This is a genomic window from Streptomyces aquilus (genome assembly GCF_003955715.1).
GTDB lineage: Bacteria > Actinomycetota > Actinomycetes > Streptomycetales > Streptomycetaceae > Streptomyces > Streptomyces aquilus.
This window is the reverse complement of sequence record NZ_CP034463.1, coordinates 167,874-187,116: the sequence shown is the minus strand read 5'-3', so window position 1 is coordinate 187,116 and position 19,243 is coordinate 167,874. Positions and strand designations below refer to the sequence as shown.

Genomic DNA, 19,243 nt, shown 5'->3' with positions numbered 1-19,243 from the left:
GCTCGTGCCTGTCGGCGCCTGAACTCCCGCGCGATTTCGGCTTTGAGGAACACGAGGTCGAAGGCGTGGAAGGCGACGGGGATGACGTCGAGATGGCAAGGGACGTCGCTGTCGCTGAACCGACGCGCGCTCTCGACGTCTTCGTCGTGGAAGAGATCCTGGGTGCCGACCTGATCAGCTTCTGATCGGTGCGCGGATGGCGTCTCAGTTGTGCTGTTCGGCATCTATCAGTGCGAGGGCGTTGCGGCTGCCCTGTTGAAGGAGTTGGTCGGCGAGTTGCCGGTCGGTGAGGGCGCGGGAGAGCTGCACCGTGCCGGCCATCATGCCGAGGAGGCTGAGTGCCTTCAGGCGTGCCGAGGGCGGGTCGTGGGGTGCCAGGCGGGCGGCGAAGCCGTCGATGAGGGTCAGTGCCCCTTGGGTGTATGCCTGCCTGGTCGTGTCCGTGGAGCGTGCAATCTCGGCGAGGAGGGCGGCGTTGGGGCAGCCGTCTTCGATGTCGTCGCGCTGGTCGGTGGAAAAGTACCAGCGGATGATCTGTTCGAGTCCGGCGCGGCCGGGGGCCGCCTGCGCGACGATGTTCTCGTGCTGGGCGCGCATCTGGTCGGCGACCGCGGTGGCGACGAGGTCGTCCTTGGACGTGAAGTAGGCGTAGAGAGTGCCGTTGGTCAGCCCCGCGTCCTTCATGAGGGTCGCGACTCCGGAGCCGTCGATGCCGTCCTGCTTGAGTCGGCGGCCGGCCGTCGCGATGATCCGCTGCCGGGTCTGGTGTTTGTGTTCTTTCGGGTACCGCACGAGGCGTTCCTCCATCGCGGCGGCGGCCGGGGCGGGTGTCCCGGCCGCTGTCCTGGGGGGTCAGTGGGCGGCGCTTGCAAGAAGTGCGGGGAAGTCGATCCCGGCAGCCCGCAGTTTCGGGTCGTGGGGCTCGGGGACCCTGCCGCCGGTGATGTACAGGCGGTCGCCGCGAACGGCTGTGGTGGAGGGTGAGGCAAGGCCGTTCGCGCTGGCCGCGGTGACGATCACCTGGGCGATGGCGGCGGGGGTGTTGTCCTTCTCCGCCGCATCCGCGATCAGCGCGCCGAAGACGCGCCGTCGTTGTCGGACGGGTTCGGGCAGGCGAAAGGTGAGTGTCAGTTCGGCATCCGGTTGAACCTGCGGACGATGCGGTCGAAGATCCGGGCCGGAAGGACGCGGTGGAACACGCTGATGCTTGCGGCCGTCGTGCCGGCGGTGCGCCGAAGTTTGGGCTTCTTGTCGGTGGCCGCAGCGACGATGACCTTGGCCACGGTGGCGGGATCGTCGCCGCTGCTGGTGTTCTTCGCCAGGACCTCGTCGAAGGTGCGCCGTCCCGACGCGTAGAGCGCCAGTGGGGTGTCGCCCTGCACGCTGTGGTCCCCGAAGGGGGTGTTGATCGGGCCGGGCTCGACGAGCAGGATCCGCACGCCGTGCTCGCGGACCTCGTGGTCCAGCGACCCGGAGTAGCCCTCGACCGCGTGCTTGGTCGAGGTGTAGATGGCCATGAACGGGCTGGGGACGAACCCGCTGAGGGAGGAGACGTTGATGATGCGTCCGCGCCGTTGGGTGCGCATGTGCGGCAGAACCGCCTTGGTCATCCGCATGATGCCGTAGACGTTGACGTCGAAGACCTCGTGCGTCCGGGCGACGGAGAACTCCTCGGCGGCGCCGTTGGCGCCGACGCCGGCATTGTTGACCAGGACGTCGATGCGCCCGAACCGGTCGATCACCTGCTTGACCACGGAGGCGACCGATTCGTCGCTGGTCACGTCGAGGTCGAGGTAGGTCACCCCGGCGGGCGCGGTGACCCGCGCGGTGTTGCGGGCGGTTCCGATCACCTCGAAGCCCGCCGCGGCGAAGGCGCGGGCCGTCTCCTTGCCGACCCCTGATGAGGCACCTGTCACGAGCGCTACCGGCCGAGTTGTCGCCATCACGAGCTCCCTTGGTTTGACGTACGTCCGTATGTCTTACGGTCGTATGTCTTACGTACGTACGACAATATGGGGGTCGTCGGCCGATGGCAAGTGGTGGCGTCCGGCGGTTCGAGAAGGATCTCGGGAGAAGCTCCGGTCAGGTCACCGCCGGCACGGGAACGGATCAGCACGCGGTCATCGGCCCACGAGTGCCCGGTAGGCCGTCCCACTTGTGTTGTGCGCTGTCGAGTTGTCCACGGACTCTTGTCCTGCGCCATGTCGATCACGACCTCATGCGCAAGTTCACCTCCTTGTTCGCCGAACTAGACCAGCGGTTGGACGAGCTGGGTGTGTCGGGAGGCCAGCCCGACCATCCAAGATGTCCGGCTCGGTCAAGCTAAGGCTCCGTCGGCGTGGTCGGCGGGCCCAGAGCTGTCCGCGGTCATCCGAGGGTGTTCCAGAACGTGCAGTGGTGGTGGGTCTGTGTCGTGCGGGTGGGGAGGATGTGGTCCGGGGCCAGGGACAGCACCGTGTGCCGGGACCAGTGGGGAGAGGATGGGCCGTTGGGGTCGGCGGTGCGGGCGAAGCGGGTCCAGTAGTCGATCATCGTGTCGGCCAGCCGGTGCTGTGCCGCAGTCAGGTCGCGGGGGCGGCCGCCGAGGTCGAACAGGTAGGGCAGTTCACTCGCGTGCGGTGCGCCGAGCGGGAACGGCGGTGTGCCCGGGGCGAGCGGCGGGGGGTGCTCGTCGGCGAACTCGTAGCACCACACGGGCACTTGGGTGGTGAGCAGGTTGTTGGTGCGCGCGGTGGGGCACGCGAAGTTCGCGTCGCCGATGACTGCGCCGAACACCGGGCCTCCGTCGGTGCGGTGCACCGGGTACTCGCGGACGATCGCCTTCGCCTGCCCCGGGGAGGGGAAGAAGGTGGCCGCGATGTCGGGACCAGGTGTCGGGGGTGACGGGGTTGCCTGCCTGGACGATGCCGGCGGCCCAGCCGTTGCCCTCGTCGTGGTTGTTGCCGATGAGCACGGGCACGCGGTGGAAGCGGCCGGTGGCGAGCGCTGCCGCGGGGGCACCGGGCAGCAAAGGGGTGCCGTACGCGGGCTGTTGATCAGTGTCCTGAGCCGCGAGCAGACGAGAGACGTGCACGCGCCGCAGGCAGGTCAACACGTCGCGGGCCGAGCCGCAGCCGACCTTTCCCGCGAGGTCCGTGCCCGCGGTGCGCGCCGTGGGCAGGGGGACGGAGGAGCCCGCCTCGCTCGCCGCGGCCGCCTCGACCGCGGCCCGTCCGGTGGCCGCGTCCGGCCTGGCCCGGAAGTCGCCGCCGCGGCCGAGGTCGAAGACACAGGCGGCGGGCACCACCGGCACGACATGCGCCGGATCCACCCCCACCCCGCGTCGCTGTTCCTCCGGCCAGGCCGTCACCCCGGACGCCGCGTCGAGCCCGTACGCGCTGCCGCCGGTCAGCACGATCGCCTCGACCTTCTGCACCGGGTTGCGCGGATCGAGCGCGTCAGTCTCCGTGGTGCCGGGCCCGCCGCCGCGCACGTCCACCGCGGCGACGGCACCGCCCTCGGGCGCCGGCACCACCGTGGTGCCGGTGAGCCCACCGTTGCCGGTACGCGTCGCGTGCCCCCCGCGGCCCCACGACATCTGTCAGAGCGTCAACTGTCGTGGGGCCGGTCGCGTCCGGACCGGGCCGGTCAGGCGACCGGCGCTCCCACCGCCGTCTCGCGCTCCCGGGCCGTCGTGCGCGCCGTCAGTGTCTCGCCGGTCACCACCGTCAGCGCGCAGACGAGACCGGTCGAGAGCACCGCCCACTCGCCCAGGAACATGCAGCAGAGCACCAGCAGCGCCGCGGTCGGCAGTACCAGCTGCTGGGCGATGCCCACCTTGAAGTAACGCGAGTGCAGTGCCCAGACGGTGAGCAGATACAGCGCCGTCGGCAGGGCCACGGCCGCCGACGCGGACAGCGTCGAGATATGCGCCTTGCCCACGGACTGCTCGACCGCCACCTCCAGACCCGCGCCGATCGCGGCCGCCGAGGCGAAGACGACGTAGTGGCCGTAACCCCACAGGAACGCCTGCCTGTTGGATCTCAGATGACCGTGGATCGGCACCGCGAAGTAGATCCACCAGGCGGCGAAGATGATCAGCAGCCCGCCTGCGGCGATCGGCAGCAGTTCGCCCAGCGCGTCCTGCTCGTCGATGCCCGTCTTCACGGCGACTGTGGCCGCCGCGATGGTCTCGCCGAGCACGATGATCGTGAACAGCCCGTATCGCTCGGCGATGTGGCGCGGGTGCCAGGACGTCGGCTGGACCTTCTCCGCGTACGCCGGGACGCACATCTCGAGGACCGCCATCGCCACGAACACCGCGACCAGGGTGTCCTCGGGCAAGAACAGGAGGCTGAGCCAGCCGATCTGGCACAGCACGACGCCGCCGGCGTACCGCAGGGCCACCCTGCGCTCCCTGCCCTGAGTCGCCCTCGCCACGCGCAGCCATTGGGACACCGAGGCGAGCCGCATGATCACATAGCCCGCCACCCCCGCCTGGTACTCGTGGTCCTCGAACGCCCGGGAGACCCCGGCCGCGAGCACCAGCACACCGGCGATCTGGATCAGCGTGACGATCCGGTAGAGCACGTCGTCGTTGTCGTAGGCCGAGGCGAACCATGTGAAGTTCATCCACGCCCACCAGATGGCGAAGAACACCAGTGCGTAGTTGAGGATCCCCTCGCCCGCATGACCCTCGGCGACCGCGTGCACCAACTGGATGCCCGCCTGGGCGATGGCCACGACGAAGCACAGGTCGAAGAAGAGCTCCAGCTGAGTGGCGGATCGGTGTACCTCACCGCGGTCACGGGCAGTGAGCCTGCGCAGTGGGCTGCGGTGCGTGGGCGATCGGGGCGCGTCCGGCGCGGGAGTGGAACTTGGCGTCATGAAGTCAAGCACAGCAGATGAGGCACCCAATCTCTTGCCCAGCGTGGCCATTGTTGGGGGAACCTGAAACCCGACGGCGCCAAAGGTGCCGATGCGGTCACGGTGGGGGCAGTCGTCGTGGCGTTAAGCGCGTCCGCTGGAGTACTCACCGCACTCGTCGAGATGCTGCGTGACTGGCTCGGCCGGCAGTCTGCGCGGCATCGCGTCTCGCTGACCATCGATCATGACACGATCGAACTCGAGCAGGCCTCGGCCGACGAGCGGCGCGAGCTGGTCAGCGCCTACATCCGTCGCCACAGCGGCGGGTAGCCATGGGGCGCCGGCTGGCGCTGCTGATCGCCACATACGACTACCAGGCCAACGGGCTGAGGCGACTGACCGCGCCGGCCCACGACGCGGGGGCCTTCGCGGCCGTCCTGCAGGACCCTGACATCGCGGGCTTCGAGGTCACCACGCTGATCAACGAGCCGCACTACCGGGGCGGCGAGGCCATCGCCGGCCTCTACCGCGACCGGCGGCGTGACGACCTCACCCTGCTGTACTTCACCGGCCACGCCTTGAAGGACGACGACGGCCGCCTGTATCTGGCGATGACCAATATCCGGCGCGACAGCCCGCTGCTCACGTCGCTGCCCGCCGAGCAGATCGACCAGGCCATGTCCGGCTGCATGTCCTGGCAGAAGGTACTGGTCCTCGACTGCTGCTACAGCGGCGCCTTCCCGGCCGGGCGCCTCGCGAAGACCGACACCGACGTACACGCGCTGGAACGGTTCCAGGGCCGGGGACGGACGGTGCTGACCGCGTCCGACGCCACCCAGTACTCCTTCACTCCTTCGAAGGGAACCAGCCACACGGCACAGCCGCACAGTCGGTGTTCAACCGTTACCTGGTAGACGGACTGCGGGACGGCAGCGCCGGTCTCGACGGCGACGGAGACATCACCCTCGACGAGCTGTACGGCTACGTCCACGACCGTGTCGTCGACGAGATACCCCAGCAACGCCCGAAGAAGCAGGACAACATCGAGGGCCGTATCATCATCGCCCGGAACGTCAATTGGTCCCTGCCAACTCATCTGCGTCACTCGCTCAACAGCCCAATCGCCGTCGGCCGGCTCGCTGCCCTGGACGCACTCGATCACCTGTACCGGATCGGAAACGACCCCGTACGGCGGCGTGTCACCAGCGAGTACCAGTGACTCACGGAAGACGACAGCCGACTCGTGTCGTCCGCGGCGAGGGCGAGGATGCAGGCGTCTTCACCACGTATTCCCGAGATCCCAGCCGCGCAGGTGCCGGAGACCCTACCGACCGACGCACCAGCGACGGAGCCAGCACTAGAGGTGCAGGCGCCACGCGCTCTTCGAGGTCCTAACAGAAGTCGGTTGATCATGTGACTGTCGGTGCGGTGGTTCGTTGGTTCGGTCGTGGGGAAGCACCAGCCGAGGCCGTGGATCGTCTCGGATGAACTGTGGTCGTTGATCGAGCCGTTGCTGCCCGAACCGGGTCCGAAGTTGGTGGCGGGCCGGCCTCGGGTTCCGGACCGGCAGGCCCTGTGCGGGATTCTGTTCGTGCTGCATACCGGGATCCAGTGGGAGTACCTGCCCCAGGAACTGGGTTTCGGCTCGGGTATGACTTGCTGGCGTCGCCTGGCGGCGTGGAACGAGGCGGGCGTGTGGGATCAGCTGCACCTGGTGCTGCTGAGAAAGCTGCGGTCGGCGAAGAAGCTGGACTGGTCGCGGGCGGTGATCGACTCCTCTCACGTGCGGGCGGCCCGGCGCGGCCCAAAAGCGGTCCCAGCCCGGTCGACCGCGCACGGCCGGGCAGCAAGCACCACGTCCTCACCGACGCACAGGGCATTCCGCTTGCGGTGTCGCTGACCGGCGGCAGCCGCAACGACGTCACCCAGCTGCTGCCGTTGCTGGACAAGGTCCCGGCCGTGGCCGGCGTCGTGGGCCGGCCCAGACGCCGGCCCGACATGCTGTTCGCCGACCGCGGCTACGACCACAACAAGTACCGGCGGCTGCTGTGGCAGCGCGGCATCCGCCCCGTCATCGCCGCACGCGGGCAACAACACGGCACCGGCCTGGGCAGCTTCCGCTGGGTCGTCGAGCGGACGTTGTGCGCCACGAGGCGCCCTGTTTGTATCCCCGGCTGAGCCGGGAGGAACTCGGAGGGAGGTTCCTGGGCTAATGACTTACCTGATGCCGAAAGGCAGAGGGGACAAAAGCATGTCAGGAAACCAGTGACCGGGTGAGCTGTACTGAGATTTGTGGAGTCCCTGATGCCAGGGTTACGGTCCTGGCGAAGGAGATCCACCAGCACCATGGCAGCACCCCGTAAATATCCGGACGAACTGCGCGAGCGCGCGATTCGCGAGGTCCGCACCACCGGCCGCCCGATCGCGCACGTCGCGAAGGACCTCGGCATCCACAAGGAAGCCCTGCGAGGCTGGGTCCGCCAGGCCGAGGCCGACCGCGGCGAGCGGGACGACCGGCTCACCACCGCCGGGCTGGACGAGTTGAAGCAACTCCGGAAAGAGGTAGCGGAGTTGAGGCGGGCGAACGAGATCCTGAAAGCTGCCTCGGTGTTTTTTGCCCAGGAGATCGACCGTCCCCGGACGAGGCCGAGCAGGTGATCGACCACCTGCGCGAGAGGGGCCTTGGGGTCGATCCCGTCTGCCGGGTGCTGGAGCTGTCGCCGTCGACGTCGACGTACTTCGCTCGCAAGAAGCGGCCGAAGTCGGCCCGCCGGCTCCGGAACGAGCAGCTCATGCCGCTGATCGAGGAGGTCCACGCGGAGTCGGGCGGCACCTATGGCGCCCGCCGGATCACCCGCGCGCTTCGGCGCAAGGGCCACGGGGTGGCCCGCTGCACCGTCGAGAGGCTGATGGCCGAACTGGGCCTGGAGGGCGTCATCCGTGGCCGGCGGCGTCGGACCACGATTCCGGAACCGTCGGCGCCGCGTCCGCCGGACTTGGTCGACCGCGACTTCACCGCCTCCCGGCCCGATCAGTTGTGGGTGGCGGACATGACGTATGTCCGCACCTGGTCGGGATGGGCGTATGTGGCGTTCGTTCTGGATGTGTACTCGCGGATGATAGTCGGCTGGCAGGTCGCGAACCACATGCGGACCGAACTCCCTCTGGAAGCCCTGGAGATGGCGCTCTGGCGGCGCCGGATCAAGAAGGACTCCGGACTGATACACCACAGCGATCGCGGGTCGCAATACGTATCAATTCGGTATACCGGGGAAGGACGTCGACCAGGTCGAGCGGGCGATCTTCCAGTGGATCACCTGGTACAACGAAGAACGTCTTCACTCCGCGCTCGACTACGTGCCGCCGGCCGAGTACGAGGAAGCCTTCTGGCGCAGCCAGGAGCAAACCCCGCAGTCCGCCTGAACCAATCAAGATCGGACTCTACGAAACTCGGGGCAGCTCAGGGCCCAGTTGTCAGGGACGGTGCGCTGGGTGGCCCGCGCGATATGGCGAAGACTGAATTGTTTGAAGCCCAATCTCCAGCAGATGCAATTTCCCATCCGCCGGAAAGGCAGCTGTAACCGGCACCGCGTTCTGCACCAGGTTCAGGTTTCTATAGTTGGCCGGTGCACCTCCGGAGCGCGGGGCGATGCCCAGCGAGGGTATTCAAGGAGATGAGTGGGACGCCTACGTCGCGCTATGACGTACAACAGAGACGAACGTGGGATCGCCTACGGGACGCGAGTCCTATGGCGACGGAGGCCCCGTAGTAGTCGCCGGAGCAACGTCCGGCCAGGGAGGGCGGGAAAGCCGTCCGCAGGGCGAAGGGGGCCAGGTGGTTCGGACACCCGAAGACCGGGAGGTATGCGAAATGCAGTGCGCCGCAACGGTGCTGGGTGTCCTGCGTGAACGCGGCAGGCGGGGCCTGCGGACGCGGCCGGGCAGGTGGCACAGGTCTGATGTGCCGGACTCGATCTCCCAGCGCCGGACGTAGGGCGCGGCCAGGCCGGGCACGGTTTCATAAGGGGTGGCTGAACAGGAGACCAGGCCCGTTGGGACGCATCCGGCGAGCAGGAGGAGGCTGGATGAAGGTGAGCGAAGACCGAGCGAATGCGGTGTGCTCACCGTTCACGACGGCTGCGCCTTGGCGGGGTTGAGGTCGGTCGGGTAGCCCTTGGCTCGCAGAAGGGCGTCGAGAGCGAGGGTGACGATGTCGCCGTGAAGGATCTGGTCGAGTCAGGAGGCGCATGGATCTCCTCGGTCGAGCTCGAGACTGCGATCGCCTCGCCCCCCGACGTCGTCGAAGCCGCCGCGATCGCCCGACCGGACCCGCGCTGGACCGAGAGACCTGTTGCCTACGTCGCTCGGTGCGAGGGCAGCGCGACCGGTGCCGAGGATCTGGAAGCCACCGCCCAGAAAGCCCCCGACCCCTTGCGCACCGAACTCCGGGCCGCCTCCAAGGCGTTCGCCCGAGCCCAGAATCCCAGGTACGGCCGGAAGTCCGTGCTGCTCACGCATTGCGCAGCGCGGCCCGCTACATCGTCCACACCGCCAGCGGCCCCCACGGCAATGCAGTGGCCCCCTGGTCGCAGCCTGCGTCTGGACGACCATCGTGGCCGGGCGTTGGCGCGAAGCGAAGCGCCACGCCCACCAGGCCGAAGCTGCCCGCCAGGCCGTCCAGCACCTGCAGACGGCCGCAGACCGAGCACGTGCTCCGACGCTCGCCGAACTCACAGCCCGACAGCTCAGGGATCAAGCCCGCCGCGTGCTGGCCAGCGATATACGAGCAGCAGTCCCTGACCACGCGGAACGAATCCTCGCCTACCCGGACTGGTCGGCGCTCGCCACCGTTCTCGCCGACGCCGAAGCACGCGGCAATCAGTCTCCAGCGGTGGCTACGCTGCCTGAGCAACGGCAGCGCCGGTAGCCGTCGAGCGGGGTGCGTCCCGTACCGCGCGGCTTCGAGCCGATGTCGCCTCGAACCCGCACCGCGCCGTTGACGACCTCCGCACCCTTCGGAACCGCCGCACGCAAGAACACGCAACCCGCTTGATCCGGAAGGGCATCGTGGACCCGCAGTTCATCGGGATCGACCCCAACACCGGGGGGCGCGGTACGGAGCGGGTCGCCGGTCACGCGGTGGGAATCTCCCCGCCCATGAGACGGTGATCCGCAGCCCTGCCCGCCCGGTGCCGATTCTGAGGGAGGCGTGCGATGTCGCAGAACGGCGTGCCGAGCTTCGCTGAGCTGCTGGCTGGTACGCGCCGCAGCGCGGTGCATCTGGAGATGCGTGACGGGTACGGCGTCGGTGCCGAGGTCGAGGAGTTCGAGCAGGTCAAGCGCACCAGCCATGTCGATCTCGACCCGACGGCACGGTGGTGGCCCGGCTGGCTGGGCACTGTACGGGAGGCTGTCGGCCGTGGTGTGGTGATGCGCCGGGCCCGGGTCGTGTCTGAGCCCGTGACGGACTGCATCCGGTGGGAGCCGCTGCCACCCCGCTGAACGACGACGCGGGCGATTCGGTGCGCGGCTGCCTCGCCGGCGGGCCGTGGACACCGTTCTGCCGGGGGCCGACTCCTGGCTTTTCGACGACCGCTTGGTTCAGTTCAGCATCTTCACCGGGGACGGCGATCGGGCGGATCCGCCCAAGGAATTCGGCGAGGACCATGCTGCGGTCAAGCTCTGCTCCGACGCCTTCGAGGCCGTACGGGAGCGTGCCGTCGACCACCAGAAGTACACCGTCTGACCCGCCCTCACCCAGGCCCGCCTCTCCTTCCTCCAGCGCTCAGGCAGCCCGTGAAGCGCTCGCCGTGCGCCTGACGCACCTGCGCAAGGACGCCGGCCTCACGGGTGGCGAAGTCGGTGTCGAGGCGGACTGTGCGGTCGTAGCGCATGGGCAAGGCCCCTTCCCGGTGGCTTGAACGGGGTGGGACGAGTGTCCGGCCCTGTGCGAGGTACTCGTAGGGCGCGGTCGGGCTTTTCCCGCCCTTGAAAATACCCCCCGGGGTACTTGTGCTACCGTCGAAAACATACCCCCCGGGGTAATTCTTCACTGGAAGGGAGCACAGCGTGTTCTTCGTCGACACGATCGAGGTGTCCGGGCTCGGCAACCGTGGTTATCTCGCCGGCGGTGAGCGGACGGCCGTCGCGGTCGACCCGCCCCGCGACGTCGATCAGGTGATCGCGGCGGCCGCACGGCGCGGGGTACGGATCTCGCACGTGGTCGAGACGCACGTGCACAACGACTACGTCACCGGCGGCCTGGAGCTCGCCCGGATCGCGGGCGCGGACTACCTCGTGCCGGCCGGGGCGCGGGTGTCGTTCGAGCGGACACCTGTGCGCGACGGTGATGTCACGGCCCTGGACAGCGGCCTGGCGCTGCGCGCGCTGGCCACCCCCGGTCACACCCCGCACCACACCTCCTACGTACTGGAGGCGGACGGCGCGGCGGTCGCCGTGTTCACTGGCGGGTCCCTGCTCATCGGCAGCGTCGGCCGGCCCGACCTGGTCGAGCCGCGGCTGACGGAGCGGCTGGCCCGTGCCCAGCACGCGTCCGCACACCGGCTGGCCGCCGAACTCCCGGACGACACCGCCGTACTGCCCACGCACGGCTTCGGCAGCTTCTGCTCGTCCTCCCAGGCCGAGGGCAGCGACACGACCATCGGCAAGGAGAAGGTGTCCAACGAGGCGCTCACCCGGGACGTCGACAGCTTCGTCGCCGATCTGCTGGCAGGCCTGGACGACGTGCCCGCCTACTACACGCACATGGGCCCGGCCAACGCTGCCGGACCCGCGCCCGTCGACCTGACCCCGCCCGCCGTCGCGGACGGCGACGAGATCGCCGAGCGGCTGGACGCGGGGGAGTGGGTGGTCGATCTGCGCAACCGGGTCGCGTTTGCCGCCGGGCACGTCTCCGGGTCCTTCAACTTCGAGGCGGAGGGGCAGCTCGCCACGTATCTGGCCTGGTTGATCCCATGGGGCAAGCCGGTCACGCTGCTCGCCGAGTCGCCCGCGCAACTCGCCGCCGCGCAGCGGGAGCTGGTCCGGGTGGGTATCGACCGCCCCGCCGCCGCGGCCACGGGCGGCCCGGCCGACTGGGTGCGCGAGGGCGAGGCGCCGGCCGCCTTCCGGAGGGGCACCTTCGCCGACCTTGCGGAACGGGGCGCGGACGTCGTCGTCCTGGACGTGCGCCGGACGTCGGAGCGGGCCGACGGATATGTCGAGGGCTCGGTGCACATCCCGGTCCACACCTTGCACCGCCGTCTCGACGAGGTTCCCGACGGGCAGGTGTGGGTGCACTGCGCGGGCGGGATGCGCGCCGCGATCGCCGCCTCCCTGCTGGACGCCTCAGGCCGTGACGTCGTCGCCGTGGACGACTCCTTCGACGCGGCCGAGAAGGCGGGACTCGTCCTGCGGACCCCCTGACGGCGCAGGCCGCCGCGGGGGCCTGCCGATCTTCCCTGACGACGTGACGAACAGGAGCCAGAAACCGAGATGAGCATCTTCCGACGGGCCCGCAGCGGCCCGGGGCGCGTAAGTGTGCAGGAGGCAGCCGCGCGCACCGGGCACGACAACGCCGACGGCGGCGGTGACGCCGTACTGCTGGACGTGCGTGAGCCCTACGAGTGGCAGGCGGGCCATGCGCCGCGCGCCGTGCACCTGTCCCTGTCGGCGCTGGCCGCCGGGGCGGGGCTGCCCGCACCAGCGCAGGCGCGGCCCCTGATCGTGATCTGCCGCTCCGGCAACCGCTCCCGGCAGGCCACCGAACTGCTCGTCGCCCGCGGCTCGGAGGCCGTCGACGTGGTCGGCGGGATGCGGGAGTGGGCCAAGGCGGGTTTGCCGGTGGTCGACGCGGATGGTCGGAACGGCACGGTCGCGTGAGCGCTCTCCTGCTCGCCCTGGGCGCCGGGGCCGTGATCGGTCTGGCGCTCGGTGCGCTCGGGGGCGGCGGCAGTGTCCTGGCCGTCCCGGCGCTGATCTACCTGCTCGGCTTCAGCCCGGTCGGGGCGACGACCGCGAGTCTGGTCATCGTCACGCTCACCTCGGTCACCGCGCTGGTCGCGCACGCCCGCGACGAGCACGTGAGCTGGCGTACCGGGCTGCTGTTCGCGGCGGCCGGGATCGGCCCGGCGATGCTGGGCGGCGCGCTCGCCGGACGCGTCCCGGCGGGCGTGCTCACGGCCGCGTTCGGCGTGGTCGCGGGAGCGGCCGCCGTACGCATGCTGCGGTCCGGGCCGGCCGCGGAGGGCGTTGTGACGGTACGGCCGGGGCGGGCGGCTGCGGCCGGTGCCGGCCTCGGTACGGTCACCGGTGTCCTGGGTGTCGGCGGCGGCTTCCTCGCCGTACCGGCACTGGTGGGGGTGCTGGGCATGCGGATGCGGGATGCGGTGGGCACCAGCCTGCTGGTCATCACCGTCAACTCGCTGGCCGCACTGTCGACCCGGGCCGGCACGGTCGAGACGCTGGACTGGGCGGTGGTCGGCCCGTTCGTCGGGGCCGCGATCCTCGGTGCCTGGGATGGCAAGCGGCTGGCCGTGAAGGTCTCCGGGCGAGCGCTGCAGCGGATCTTCGCACTGGTGCTGCTGGCCGTGGCGGCCTTCATGCTGATCGACGCGCTGGTCTGAGGGGGTGCCGGATGCGCGATCAGGCCAGGGACAGGAACAGCTTCTCCAGCCGGGCGCGCATCGCCTGCGGGTCCTCGCCGTTCTTACGGTCGGCGTCGATGTCGGTGATGCACTGCTGGAGCCCCGTCGCGATGATGGCGAAGCCGGCCCGGTCCAGCGCACGCGAGGCGGCGGCCAGTTGCGTGACCACGTCCTCGCAGTCGCGTCCCTCCTCGATCATCCGGATCACACCGGAGATCTGACCCTGTGCCCGGCGCAGCCGGTTCAGCACGGCCTTCAGGTCCGCACCCTCAAGCTCCAGTTCCACGATCACTCCTAGATAAATACCCCTAGGGGTACTGTACGTCCCGGTTCGGGGCGGCGTCGACCATTAAGGATCACATCTGTCATGACCAACACCCCCGCTCCCGTCGCCCTCGGCACGGACCAGGCCCGCACGCGGCTGCACGAGCTGACCGTCATCGACGTGCGCACGCCCGCCGAGTACGCCTCGGGCCATCTGCCCGGCGCCCTCAACATCCCCCTGGACCACGTCCGGCGGGCGCTGCCGGAGATACGGCACGCGGCCGGCCAGGGCGACGTACTCGTCGTGTGTGCCTCGGGCGCCCGCTCGGAGAACGCCTGCAAGCTGCTGGCCGAGCAGGGCGTCACCACGGCGACCCTCGCCGGCGGCACCGGAGCCTGGGCTGCCGAGGGGCACGATCTGCACACACCGGCGGCCTGTGACACCCGTTCCGGCTGGAGCATGGAACGCCAAGTCCGGTTCGCGGCCGGCGCCCTGGTGCTCCTCGGTCTCGTCCTCGGCCTGCTCCTGCATCCGGCCCTCCTGCTGATCTCGGCCGGAGTCGCGGGCGGGCTGGTCTTCTCCGCTCTCACCGACACCTGCGGCATGGCGGTCGTGCTCGGCAAGCTGCCGCACAACCGCCCGCGCGCGGCCGACCTCGACGCCGCGCTCGCCGCTCTTCGCAGTCGCTGACACCGACGTTCCGGGGCGCCCTTCATACTTCCCGGGCGTCAGCTCGCCTCCGCAGAGCCCGCGGCGGCCTTCCGGCGCACGTCGCCCATGTCGACGGCGCGGATCTTCCCGATGAGTTCCTCCAGCGCCTGCGGCGGTAGTGCGCCGGGCTGCGAGTACAGGACGGTCCGGTCGCGGACGGCCATCAGGGTGGGGATGGACGAGATCCGGAAGGCGCCGGCGAGTTCGGGCTGCGCCTCGGTGTCGACCTTGCCGAAGACGATGTCCGGGTGGCGCTCGGACGCCTTGTCATAGACGGGGCCGAACATCCGGCACGGTCCGCACCAGGCGGCCCAGAAGTCGATCAGCAGGATGTCGGAGCCGGTGACGGTCTCCTCGAAGTTGTCCTTGGTCAGTTCGACGGTCGGCATGGGTTTCCCTCCACTCCTGTATACCCGGTGGGGTATCTGCGTCTGCTCGGTTCAACCGCTGCCGGTGCGGGTTTGTTCCACGCAGGCGGGCGGGAGCGGGAACCAGCGCATGCGCTCGAAGTCGGCCGGCAGCCCGGTGGGGCCGTCGTCGAGCCGGTCGGGACGAGTGGCCAGTACCGCGCGGGCACGGGCGAGTTGACCGGCCAGCGCCTCTTCGCCCAGTCGGCGATGGCGGGCAGCCAAAGCGGAGATCCGCCCGTCGGCGCCGAAGCGGACGTCGGTCAGCCGCAGAGGAGCGTCGGCGGGGCCGCTGTGATGGCGCCACTGCCCGGTGTGCGGGTCGAAGCGGTAGTCGGACAGCAGCCGATGTCCATGGGTGGCGATCAGGCCGACGGCGTCGATGAGGTAATCACGGACGGTGTCACTGATGAAGTAGTTGAAGTTGACGCGGGCCCAGCCGGGCTTGATGCCGTCGCACCCGTGCACGACCTCGTCGAGCAGGGCGTGGGAAGTGGGGGCGTCGATCGCGAGCAGGCGGTGGCCGTAAGGGCCCGCGCAGGAGCAGCCGCCCCGGGCCTGGATGCCGAAGAGGTCGTTGAGCAGGGCCACGACGTAGTGGTGGTGCAGATAGGCGTGCTCTCCGTAGCGGATCCGGAAAGAGACGATGGACAGCCGGCGGGCGTGATGGTCGCCGAGGATCTCGATGCCGCGATTGCCCTCCCAGACCGCGAGCGCGCGCCGCCAGTGGCGTTCCTCCGCGGCCTGGATGGTCTCGGTTCCCACCGCCTGCTTGAGGGCGAAGACCAGTCCGGCCCGGATGGACTCCACGATCGCGGGGGTGCCGCCCTCCTCCCGGGCCACCGGGTCGTCGAGATAACGGTGGCCGAACGGGTCGACGAAGGCGACCGTGCCGCCGCCGGGCGCGGTGGGCACCCGGTTGCGCACCAGCTCGCGCCGGACGACCAGCACCCCCGGGGTCTGCGGACCGCCGACGAACTTGTGCGGGGACAGGAACAGCGCGTCCTTGTGGTCCCCGGCCCCCGGCGAGCTCTCGGCCACCCGGATCGGGACGTACGGTGCCGCCGCCGCGTAGTCCCAGAAGGACAGCGCGCCATACGCGTGCAGCAGGCGCGCGATGCGGTCGGTGTCGGTCAGGATGCCGGTGACGTTGGACGCGGCGGAGAAGCTGCCGATCAGCAGCGGCCGGTCCGCGTACCGCCGTAGCCCCGCTTCGAGTTCGGTGAGGTCGATGTGGCCGTCGGCGTCCTCGTCGATGACCACGACCTCGGCGATGGACTCGCGCCAGGGCAGCTCGTTGGAGTGGTGCTCGTACGGACCCACGAACACCACCGGCCGCTCGTCCGGCGCCGGCCGGTCCGGACGGCGCAGCTCAAGGATGCCGACCAGCTTGTTGACCGCCGCGGTGGCCCCGGAGCCGCAGAAGATCACCAGATCGCGCTCGGTGCCGCCGACCGCGTCCCGGATGATCCGGCGAGCGTCCTCGCGCAGCCGGGTGGTCTGCAGCCCGGTGCTGGAGCTTTCGGTGTGGGTGTTGCCGTAGCGCGGCAGCACCTGCTCGCGCACGAAGTCCTCGACGCAGTCCAGGGAGCGTCCGGATGCGGTGTAGTCGGCGTAGACGATCCGGTTCGGGCCGTAGGGGCCCTCCAGGACCTCGTCGTCGCCGATGAGGCCGCCTCTGATGCGATCCAGGAGCGCCGGCACGGTCGGCGCCGAGGTCGTCCTCATGGCGTCAGCTCGATGTCGATCTCGGGCGGCTGGTGGAGGGTGTTGTGGACCGTGCAGCGCGAGGCGACGGCCAGCAGGGCCGCGCGCCGCTGCTCGGGCAGTTCCGGCGGCGGCACGACGACGAGGCGCAGGAAAGCGACCCGGGCCGGGCGGTCGGGTGCCATGGTGAACTCGGTGCGGACGCGCAGGCCGGCTTGGGGCAGACCGTGCCGGTGGAGGTAGCGGCCCGCGTAGAACGCCACGCAGGTGGCCAGGGAGGCCGCCAAGAGTTCGGTGGGGGTGGGTGCGGTGTCCGTGCCGCCCGCCTCCAGGGGCTGGTCGACATCGAGGTGGTGTTCGCGGACGTCCACGGTGTATGCGTCGCCTTCGACGTGAACGACCTCCAGGCGATGCACGTCCACGGACTGGGGGTGGCTCGTACCGAGGGTCTGAGGTGTGCTGCCGGTCATGGCCGGGCCCCTCTCTGGTGTCGTCTGCTCCGGACTCCAGTCGACCGCTGAGCGCGGGACGGGGCGAGGGGCCGACGGGGCGCGCCGGGGGCCGTTCGGCCCACGTGCCCAATGGTGCGGCGCTATACCCTGCTGGGTATTTTATCAGGGCGGTCATGGCAGGCACATGGATCCTGGGGCCGAGGGGCCCGGGGGAGGGCATACCCGGGTGGGTACTCGGATGGGGACCAGCGGCCCCATGCCTGGCCGTCATCGTCCGCACGACAGTGGGGGCATGGGCAAACACCTCGTGATTCTCGGTGGCGGAACGGCCGGCACCATGACGGCGAACCGACTGTGTCGCACACACGGCCAGAGCGGGCACCGGATCACCGTGGTCGACCAGGACGACGATCACCTCTACCTGCCCGGCCTGCTGTTCGCGCCGTTCGGACTGGCCCCAGCCGCATCACCTGCTGCGTTCCCGTCCCCGGCAGCTGGACGCGGCCGTCGACGACAAGCAGGCGCGGATCGACCGGGTCGACCTGGACGCGCGGACCGTGGCACCTCACCGGTGACACCCGGCTGACGTACGACGTCCTCGTGGTCGCCACCGGGGCCAGGCTGCTGCCGGAGGAGACCGAAGGGCTGACCGGCCCCGGCTGGGGCGAGAAGGTCTTCCCCTTCTACGACCTGCCCGGCGCCGTCGGTCTGCGCGACGTGCTGGAACGCTTCGAGGGCGGCCGTCTGACGGCGTGCGCCCGGTTGAGCGCCGACTGGATCACGGCCGTTGCCGCTCTGCCCACCGCAGGTGCTGTACCAAGCCAACGGTAGGCATCGCAGGGTGCCCCGCGATGCTGCGAGGCACCCCCTTGTCCGGGTCCCTTAACGGCCGACAAGCACACCCGCTGCCCGGCCGCGCCCACGATCTGACGACGGCACACACCGACTGCGGCTGGTTCTCGTCGTAGATCTCGCGGAGCGGCCCGGACGGCGACGAGGTCAGGTCCCGCCGAGTTCGCTGTAGCGGATGCCGCGTTGGATGCTGTCGACGGCGAGCCGGGTGTAGGCGACGGGCTCTCGCCGGGGGTCGGGATGGCCGCCGGGTGAGACAGGTGGGTTCGCGAATTTCTGGCCGCTCAGTCGCAGGAACCTTTGCGTTGGTGGACGGCAGGGTGCTCTGCGCGGACGAGTTCAGGGACCCCCGCCTGTCATGCGGGTGTGACCGAGATGCTCCCCAAAGGGGCAACGGGACGATACCGACTGCGCTGCCGTGGGGACGGGGCTTGGGACGGTTCTTGTTGCTGGCGTACTTGTGAGGCCGCGCCGTATTTCAGAGGGATACCCGCCCTGTTCTGCCAGCGGCAGAACTCCGGCCGGACCGGCTCGACGATCACTACGGTCCAGTCTCATGACCACGATTACGACGCGTCGGGTCGAGTATCCGGCCGACGGTTTGACGATGATCGGGCACCTCGCGCTCCCGGCCGGTGTCGACCGCCGGCCCGCGGTGCTGCTCGGACCAGAAGGCATGGGTCTCAGCGACGTCGAGCGCCGCCGGGCCGATGCTCTCGCCGAGCGGGGATACGTAGCGCTGGCCTTCGACCTTCACGGCGGGCGCTATTTGGGTGACCCCGAGGAGATGCTGGCCCGTTGCATGCCGCTGCTCGCCAACCCCGACCGGATGCGTGGCATCGGTCATGCGGCGCTCGACGTGGTGCGCGCCGAACCGCGGACCGACCCCGACCGGATCGCCGTCGTCGGCTACGGCACCGGAGGCGCCGTCGGGCTGGAACTCGGGCGCGACGGCGTCAACCTGCGCGCGATCGGGACAGTCAATGCGCTGACCACGGGCCGACCGGGCGAGGCGGCGCGCATCCGCTGCCCGGTGTGGGCCGGGGTCGGGTCGGAAGACCCGATCATGCCGCCCGCGCAACGGGAGGCATTCATCGCCGAGATGCGGGCCGCAGGCGTCGACTGGCGCCTCGTGGTCTACGGAGGCGCCCTGCACGCCTTCCACCACCCACCGGTCGACCACCCCACGGTCCCCGGCGTCGGCTACCACCCACAGCACGCACAGCGAGCCTGGCGCGACGTCCTCGACCTGCTCGCCGAGTGCCTGCCCGTGACAGAGTGATCTGGGGCATTGCCCAGGCAAACAGGCTGGCGATAGGCCTGGTCGGCATCGGGCACTGACAGTCCCTGCTCAGGAGA

The 19,243-nt window shown here is 69.8% G+C and carries 19 protein-coding genes and 4 pseudogenes; 14 read left to right on the top strand and 9 right to left on the bottom strand.

Translation table 11 applies throughout. From position 1 onward, the window contains the following. Positions 1-204: 204 nt before the first annotated feature. The 5 genes and pseudogenes from EJC51_RS00930 to EJC51_RS00915 all read right to left on the bottom strand — a co-directional run bounded on the left by EJC51_RS00930 (position 205) and on the right by EJC51_RS00915 (position 4,866). Complete coding sequence (locus tag EJC51_RS00930) at positions 205-807, bottom strand: TetR/AcrR family transcriptional regulator (protein ID WP_126269234.1); 603 nt, start codon at positions 805-807, stop codon at positions 205-207. 320 nt (positions 808-1,127) lie between these two features. Further along, the gene (locus EJC51_RS00925; RefSeq protein ID WP_126269233.1) at positions 1,128-1,943 is read right to left on the bottom strand and encodes an oxidoreductase; all 816 of its coding nucleotides are present in this window, start codon (positions 1,941-1,943) and stop codon (positions 1,128-1,130) included. Positions 1,944-2,367: 424 nt separating this feature from the next. Continuing rightward, on the bottom strand, positions 2,368-2,775 hold the full coding sequence (locus EJC51_RS48460) for a carboxylesterase family protein (protein ID WP_425276777.1): 408 nt from the start codon (positions 2,773-2,775) through the stop codon (positions 2,368-2,370). 154 nt (positions 2,776-2,929) lie between these two features. After that, positions 2,930-3,584, bottom strand: a pseudogene (locus EJC51_RS48455) (P1 family peptidase); the annotation flags it as partial. A gap of 43 nt (positions 3,585-3,627) precedes the next feature. Continuing rightward, the gene (locus EJC51_RS00915) at positions 3,628-4,866 is read right to left on the bottom strand and encodes a low temperature requirement protein A (RefSeq protein ID WP_166682793.1); all 1,239 of its coding nucleotides are present in this window, start codon (positions 4,864-4,866) and stop codon (positions 3,628-3,630) included. A 102-nt stretch (positions 4,867-4,968) separates the two neighbouring features. On the opposite strand from EJC51_RS00915, the gene EJC51_RS48150 reads away from it, so the two are divergent. From EJC51_RS48150 to EJC51_RS00855, 11 genes and pseudogenes are all read left to right on the top strand, one after another. Next, a complete protein-coding gene (locus EJC51_RS48150) occupies positions 4,969-5,175 on the top strand; it encodes an effector-associated constant component EACC1 (protein ID WP_399585130.1) in 207 nt (68 codons plus the stop codon). A 2-nt stretch (positions 5,176-5,177) separates the two neighbouring features. Beyond that, the gene (locus EJC51_RS00905) at positions 5,178-5,759 is read left to right on the top strand and encodes a caspase family protein (RefSeq protein ID WP_126269231.1); all 582 of its coding nucleotides are present in this window, start codon (positions 5,178-5,180) and stop codon (positions 5,757-5,759) included. Next, positions 5,738-6,064, top strand: coding sequence for a hypothetical protein (locus EJC51_RS00900; RefSeq protein ID WP_126269230.1), 327 nt, complete (start codon positions 5,738-5,740; stop codon positions 6,062-6,064). The genes EJC51_RS00905 and EJC51_RS00900 overlap by 22 nt, the downstream gene beginning before the upstream one ends. A 255-nt stretch (positions 6,065-6,319) precedes the next feature. After that, positions 6,320-6,984: pseudogene (locus EJC51_RS48450) on the top strand (IS5 family transposase); the annotation flags it as partial. 207 nt (positions 6,985-7,191) lie between these two features. After that, positions 7,192-7,503, top strand: a complete 312-nt coding sequence (locus EJC51_RS49490; RefSeq protein WP_425276776.1) for a transposase — start codon at positions 7,192-7,194, stop codon at positions 7,501-7,503. After that, positions 7,500-8,426, top strand: a complete 927-nt coding sequence (locus tag EJC51_RS49485) for an IS3 family transposase (protein WP_425276775.1) — start codon at positions 7,500-7,502, stop codon at positions 8,424-8,426. Before EJC51_RS49490 ends, EJC51_RS49485 begins: the two co-directional genes overlap by 4 nt. A 700-nt stretch (positions 8,427-9,126) precedes the next feature. Beyond that, positions 9,127-9,772 (top strand): annotated as a pseudogene (locus EJC51_RS00880) (AMP-binding enzyme); the annotation flags it as partial. A gap of 287 nt (positions 9,773-10,059) precedes the next feature. Beyond that, positions 10,060-10,591 (top strand): annotated as a pseudogene (locus EJC51_RS00875) (DUF6879 family protein). Between the two features lie 323 nt (positions 10,592-10,914). Continuing rightward, positions 10,915-12,270, top strand: a complete 1,356-nt coding sequence (locus EJC51_RS00865) for an MBL fold metallo-hydrolase (protein ID WP_126269226.1) — start codon at positions 10,915-10,917, stop codon at positions 12,268-12,270. Between the two features lie 69 nt (positions 12,271-12,339). Further along, entirely contained in the window at positions 12,340-12,726 is a 387-nt protein-coding gene (locus EJC51_RS00860) for a rhodanese-like domain-containing protein (RefSeq protein ID WP_126269225.1), read from the top strand. Further along, positions 12,723-13,469, top strand: coding sequence for a sulfite exporter TauE/SafE family protein (locus EJC51_RS00855; RefSeq protein WP_126269224.1), 747 nt, complete (start codon positions 12,723-12,725; stop codon positions 13,467-13,469). The genes EJC51_RS00860 and EJC51_RS00855 overlap by 4 nt, the downstream gene beginning before the upstream one ends. Positions 13,470-13,488: 19 nt before the next feature. On the opposite strand, the gene EJC51_RS00850 is transcribed toward EJC51_RS00855, so the two are convergent. Further along, complete coding sequence (locus EJC51_RS00850) at positions 13,489-13,776, bottom strand: metal-sensitive transcriptional regulator (protein WP_126269223.1); 288 nt, start codon at positions 13,774-13,776, stop codon at positions 13,489-13,491. Positions 13,777-13,857: 81 nt separating this feature from the next. Here EJC51_RS00850 and EJC51_RS00845 point away from each other — a divergent pair, with 81 nt between their 5' ends. Further along, positions 13,858-14,445 (top strand): rhodanese-like domain-containing protein, encoded by a 588-nt coding sequence (locus EJC51_RS00845; protein WP_126269222.1) that lies wholly within the window; start codon positions 13,858-13,860, stop codon positions 14,443-14,445. A gap of 38 nt (positions 14,446-14,483) precedes the next feature. On the opposite strand, the gene EJC51_RS00840 is transcribed toward EJC51_RS00845, so the two are convergent. From EJC51_RS00840 to EJC51_RS00830, 3 genes are read right to left on the bottom strand one after another with little or no spacing between them, the layout of a single operon-like run. Then, the gene (locus EJC51_RS00840; protein WP_126269221.1) at positions 14,484-14,855 is read right to left on the bottom strand and encodes a thioredoxin family protein; all 372 of its coding nucleotides are present in this window, start codon (positions 14,853-14,855) and stop codon (positions 14,484-14,486) included. 51 nt (positions 14,856-14,906) lie between these two features. Next, positions 14,907-16,601: an aminotransferase class V-fold PLP-dependent enzyme gene (locus EJC51_RS00835; protein ID WP_126269220.1), complete on the bottom strand. Its 1,695-nt coding sequence runs from the start codon at positions 16,599-16,601 to the stop codon at positions 14,907-14,909. Continuing rightward, complete coding sequence (locus EJC51_RS00830) at positions 16,598-17,050, bottom strand: OsmC family protein (RefSeq protein ID WP_126269219.1); 453 nt, start codon at positions 17,048-17,050, stop codon at positions 16,598-16,600. The genes EJC51_RS00835 and EJC51_RS00830 overlap by 4 nt, the downstream gene beginning before the upstream one ends. Positions 17,051-17,632: 582 nt before the next feature. Here EJC51_RS00830 and EJC51_RS48440 point away from each other — a divergent pair. Beyond that, positions 17,633-17,863: a hypothetical protein gene (locus EJC51_RS48440; protein ID WP_244362326.1), complete on the top strand. Its 231-nt coding sequence runs from the start codon at positions 17,633-17,635 to the stop codon at positions 17,861-17,863. A gap of 577 nt (positions 17,864-18,440) precedes the next feature. Continuing rightward, entirely contained in the window at positions 18,441-19,166 is a 726-nt protein-coding gene (locus EJC51_RS00820) for a dienelactone hydrolase family protein (RefSeq protein ID WP_126269218.1), read from the top strand. Positions 19,167-19,243: the final 77 nt, after the last annotated feature.

Excerpts from the sequence above, each read along its gene's own strand:
- EJC51_RS00905 (WP_126269231.1), top strand. The coding sequence starts at position 5,178 with ATGGGGCGCCGGCTGGCGCTGCTGATCGCCACATACGACTACCAGGCC.
- EJC51_RS00820 (WP_126269218.1), top strand. The coding sequence starts at position 18,441 with ATGACCACGATTACGACGCGTCGGGTCGAGTATCCGGCCGACGGTTTG.
- EJC51_RS00840 (WP_126269221.1), bottom strand. The coding sequence starts at position 14,855 with ATGCCGACCGTCGAACTGACCAAGGACAACTTCGAGGAGACCGTCACC.
- EJC51_RS00845 (WP_126269222.1), top strand. The coding sequence starts at position 13,858 with ATGACCAACACCCCCGCTCCCGTCGCCCTCGGCACGGACCAGGCCCGC.
- EJC51_RS00925 (WP_126269233.1), bottom strand. The coding sequence starts at position 1,943 with ATGGCGACAACTCGGCCGGTAGCGCTCGTGACAGGTGCCTCATCAGGG.
- EJC51_RS00915 (WP_166682793.1), bottom strand. The coding sequence starts at position 4,866 with ATGACGCCAAGTTCCACTCCCGCGCCGGACGCGCCCCGATCGCCCACG.
- EJC51_RS00930 (WP_126269234.1), bottom strand. The coding sequence starts at position 807 with ATGGAGGAACGCCTCGTGCGGTACCCGAAAGAACACAAACACCAGACC.
- EJC51_RS00830 (WP_126269219.1), bottom strand. The coding sequence starts at position 17,050 with ATGACCGGCAGCACACCTCAGACCCTCGGTACGAGCCACCCCCAGTCC.
- EJC51_RS00860 (WP_126269225.1), top strand. The coding sequence starts at position 12,340 with ATGAGCATCTTCCGACGGGCCCGCAGCGGCCCGGGGCGCGTAAGTGTG.
- EJC51_RS49490 (WP_425276776.1), top strand. The coding sequence starts at position 7,192 with ATGGCAGCACCCCGTAAATATCCGGACGAACTGCGCGAGCGCGCGATT.
- EJC51_RS00835 (WP_126269220.1), bottom strand. The coding sequence starts at position 16,601 with ATGAGGACGACCTCGGCGCCGACCGTGCCGGCGCTCCTGGATCGCATC.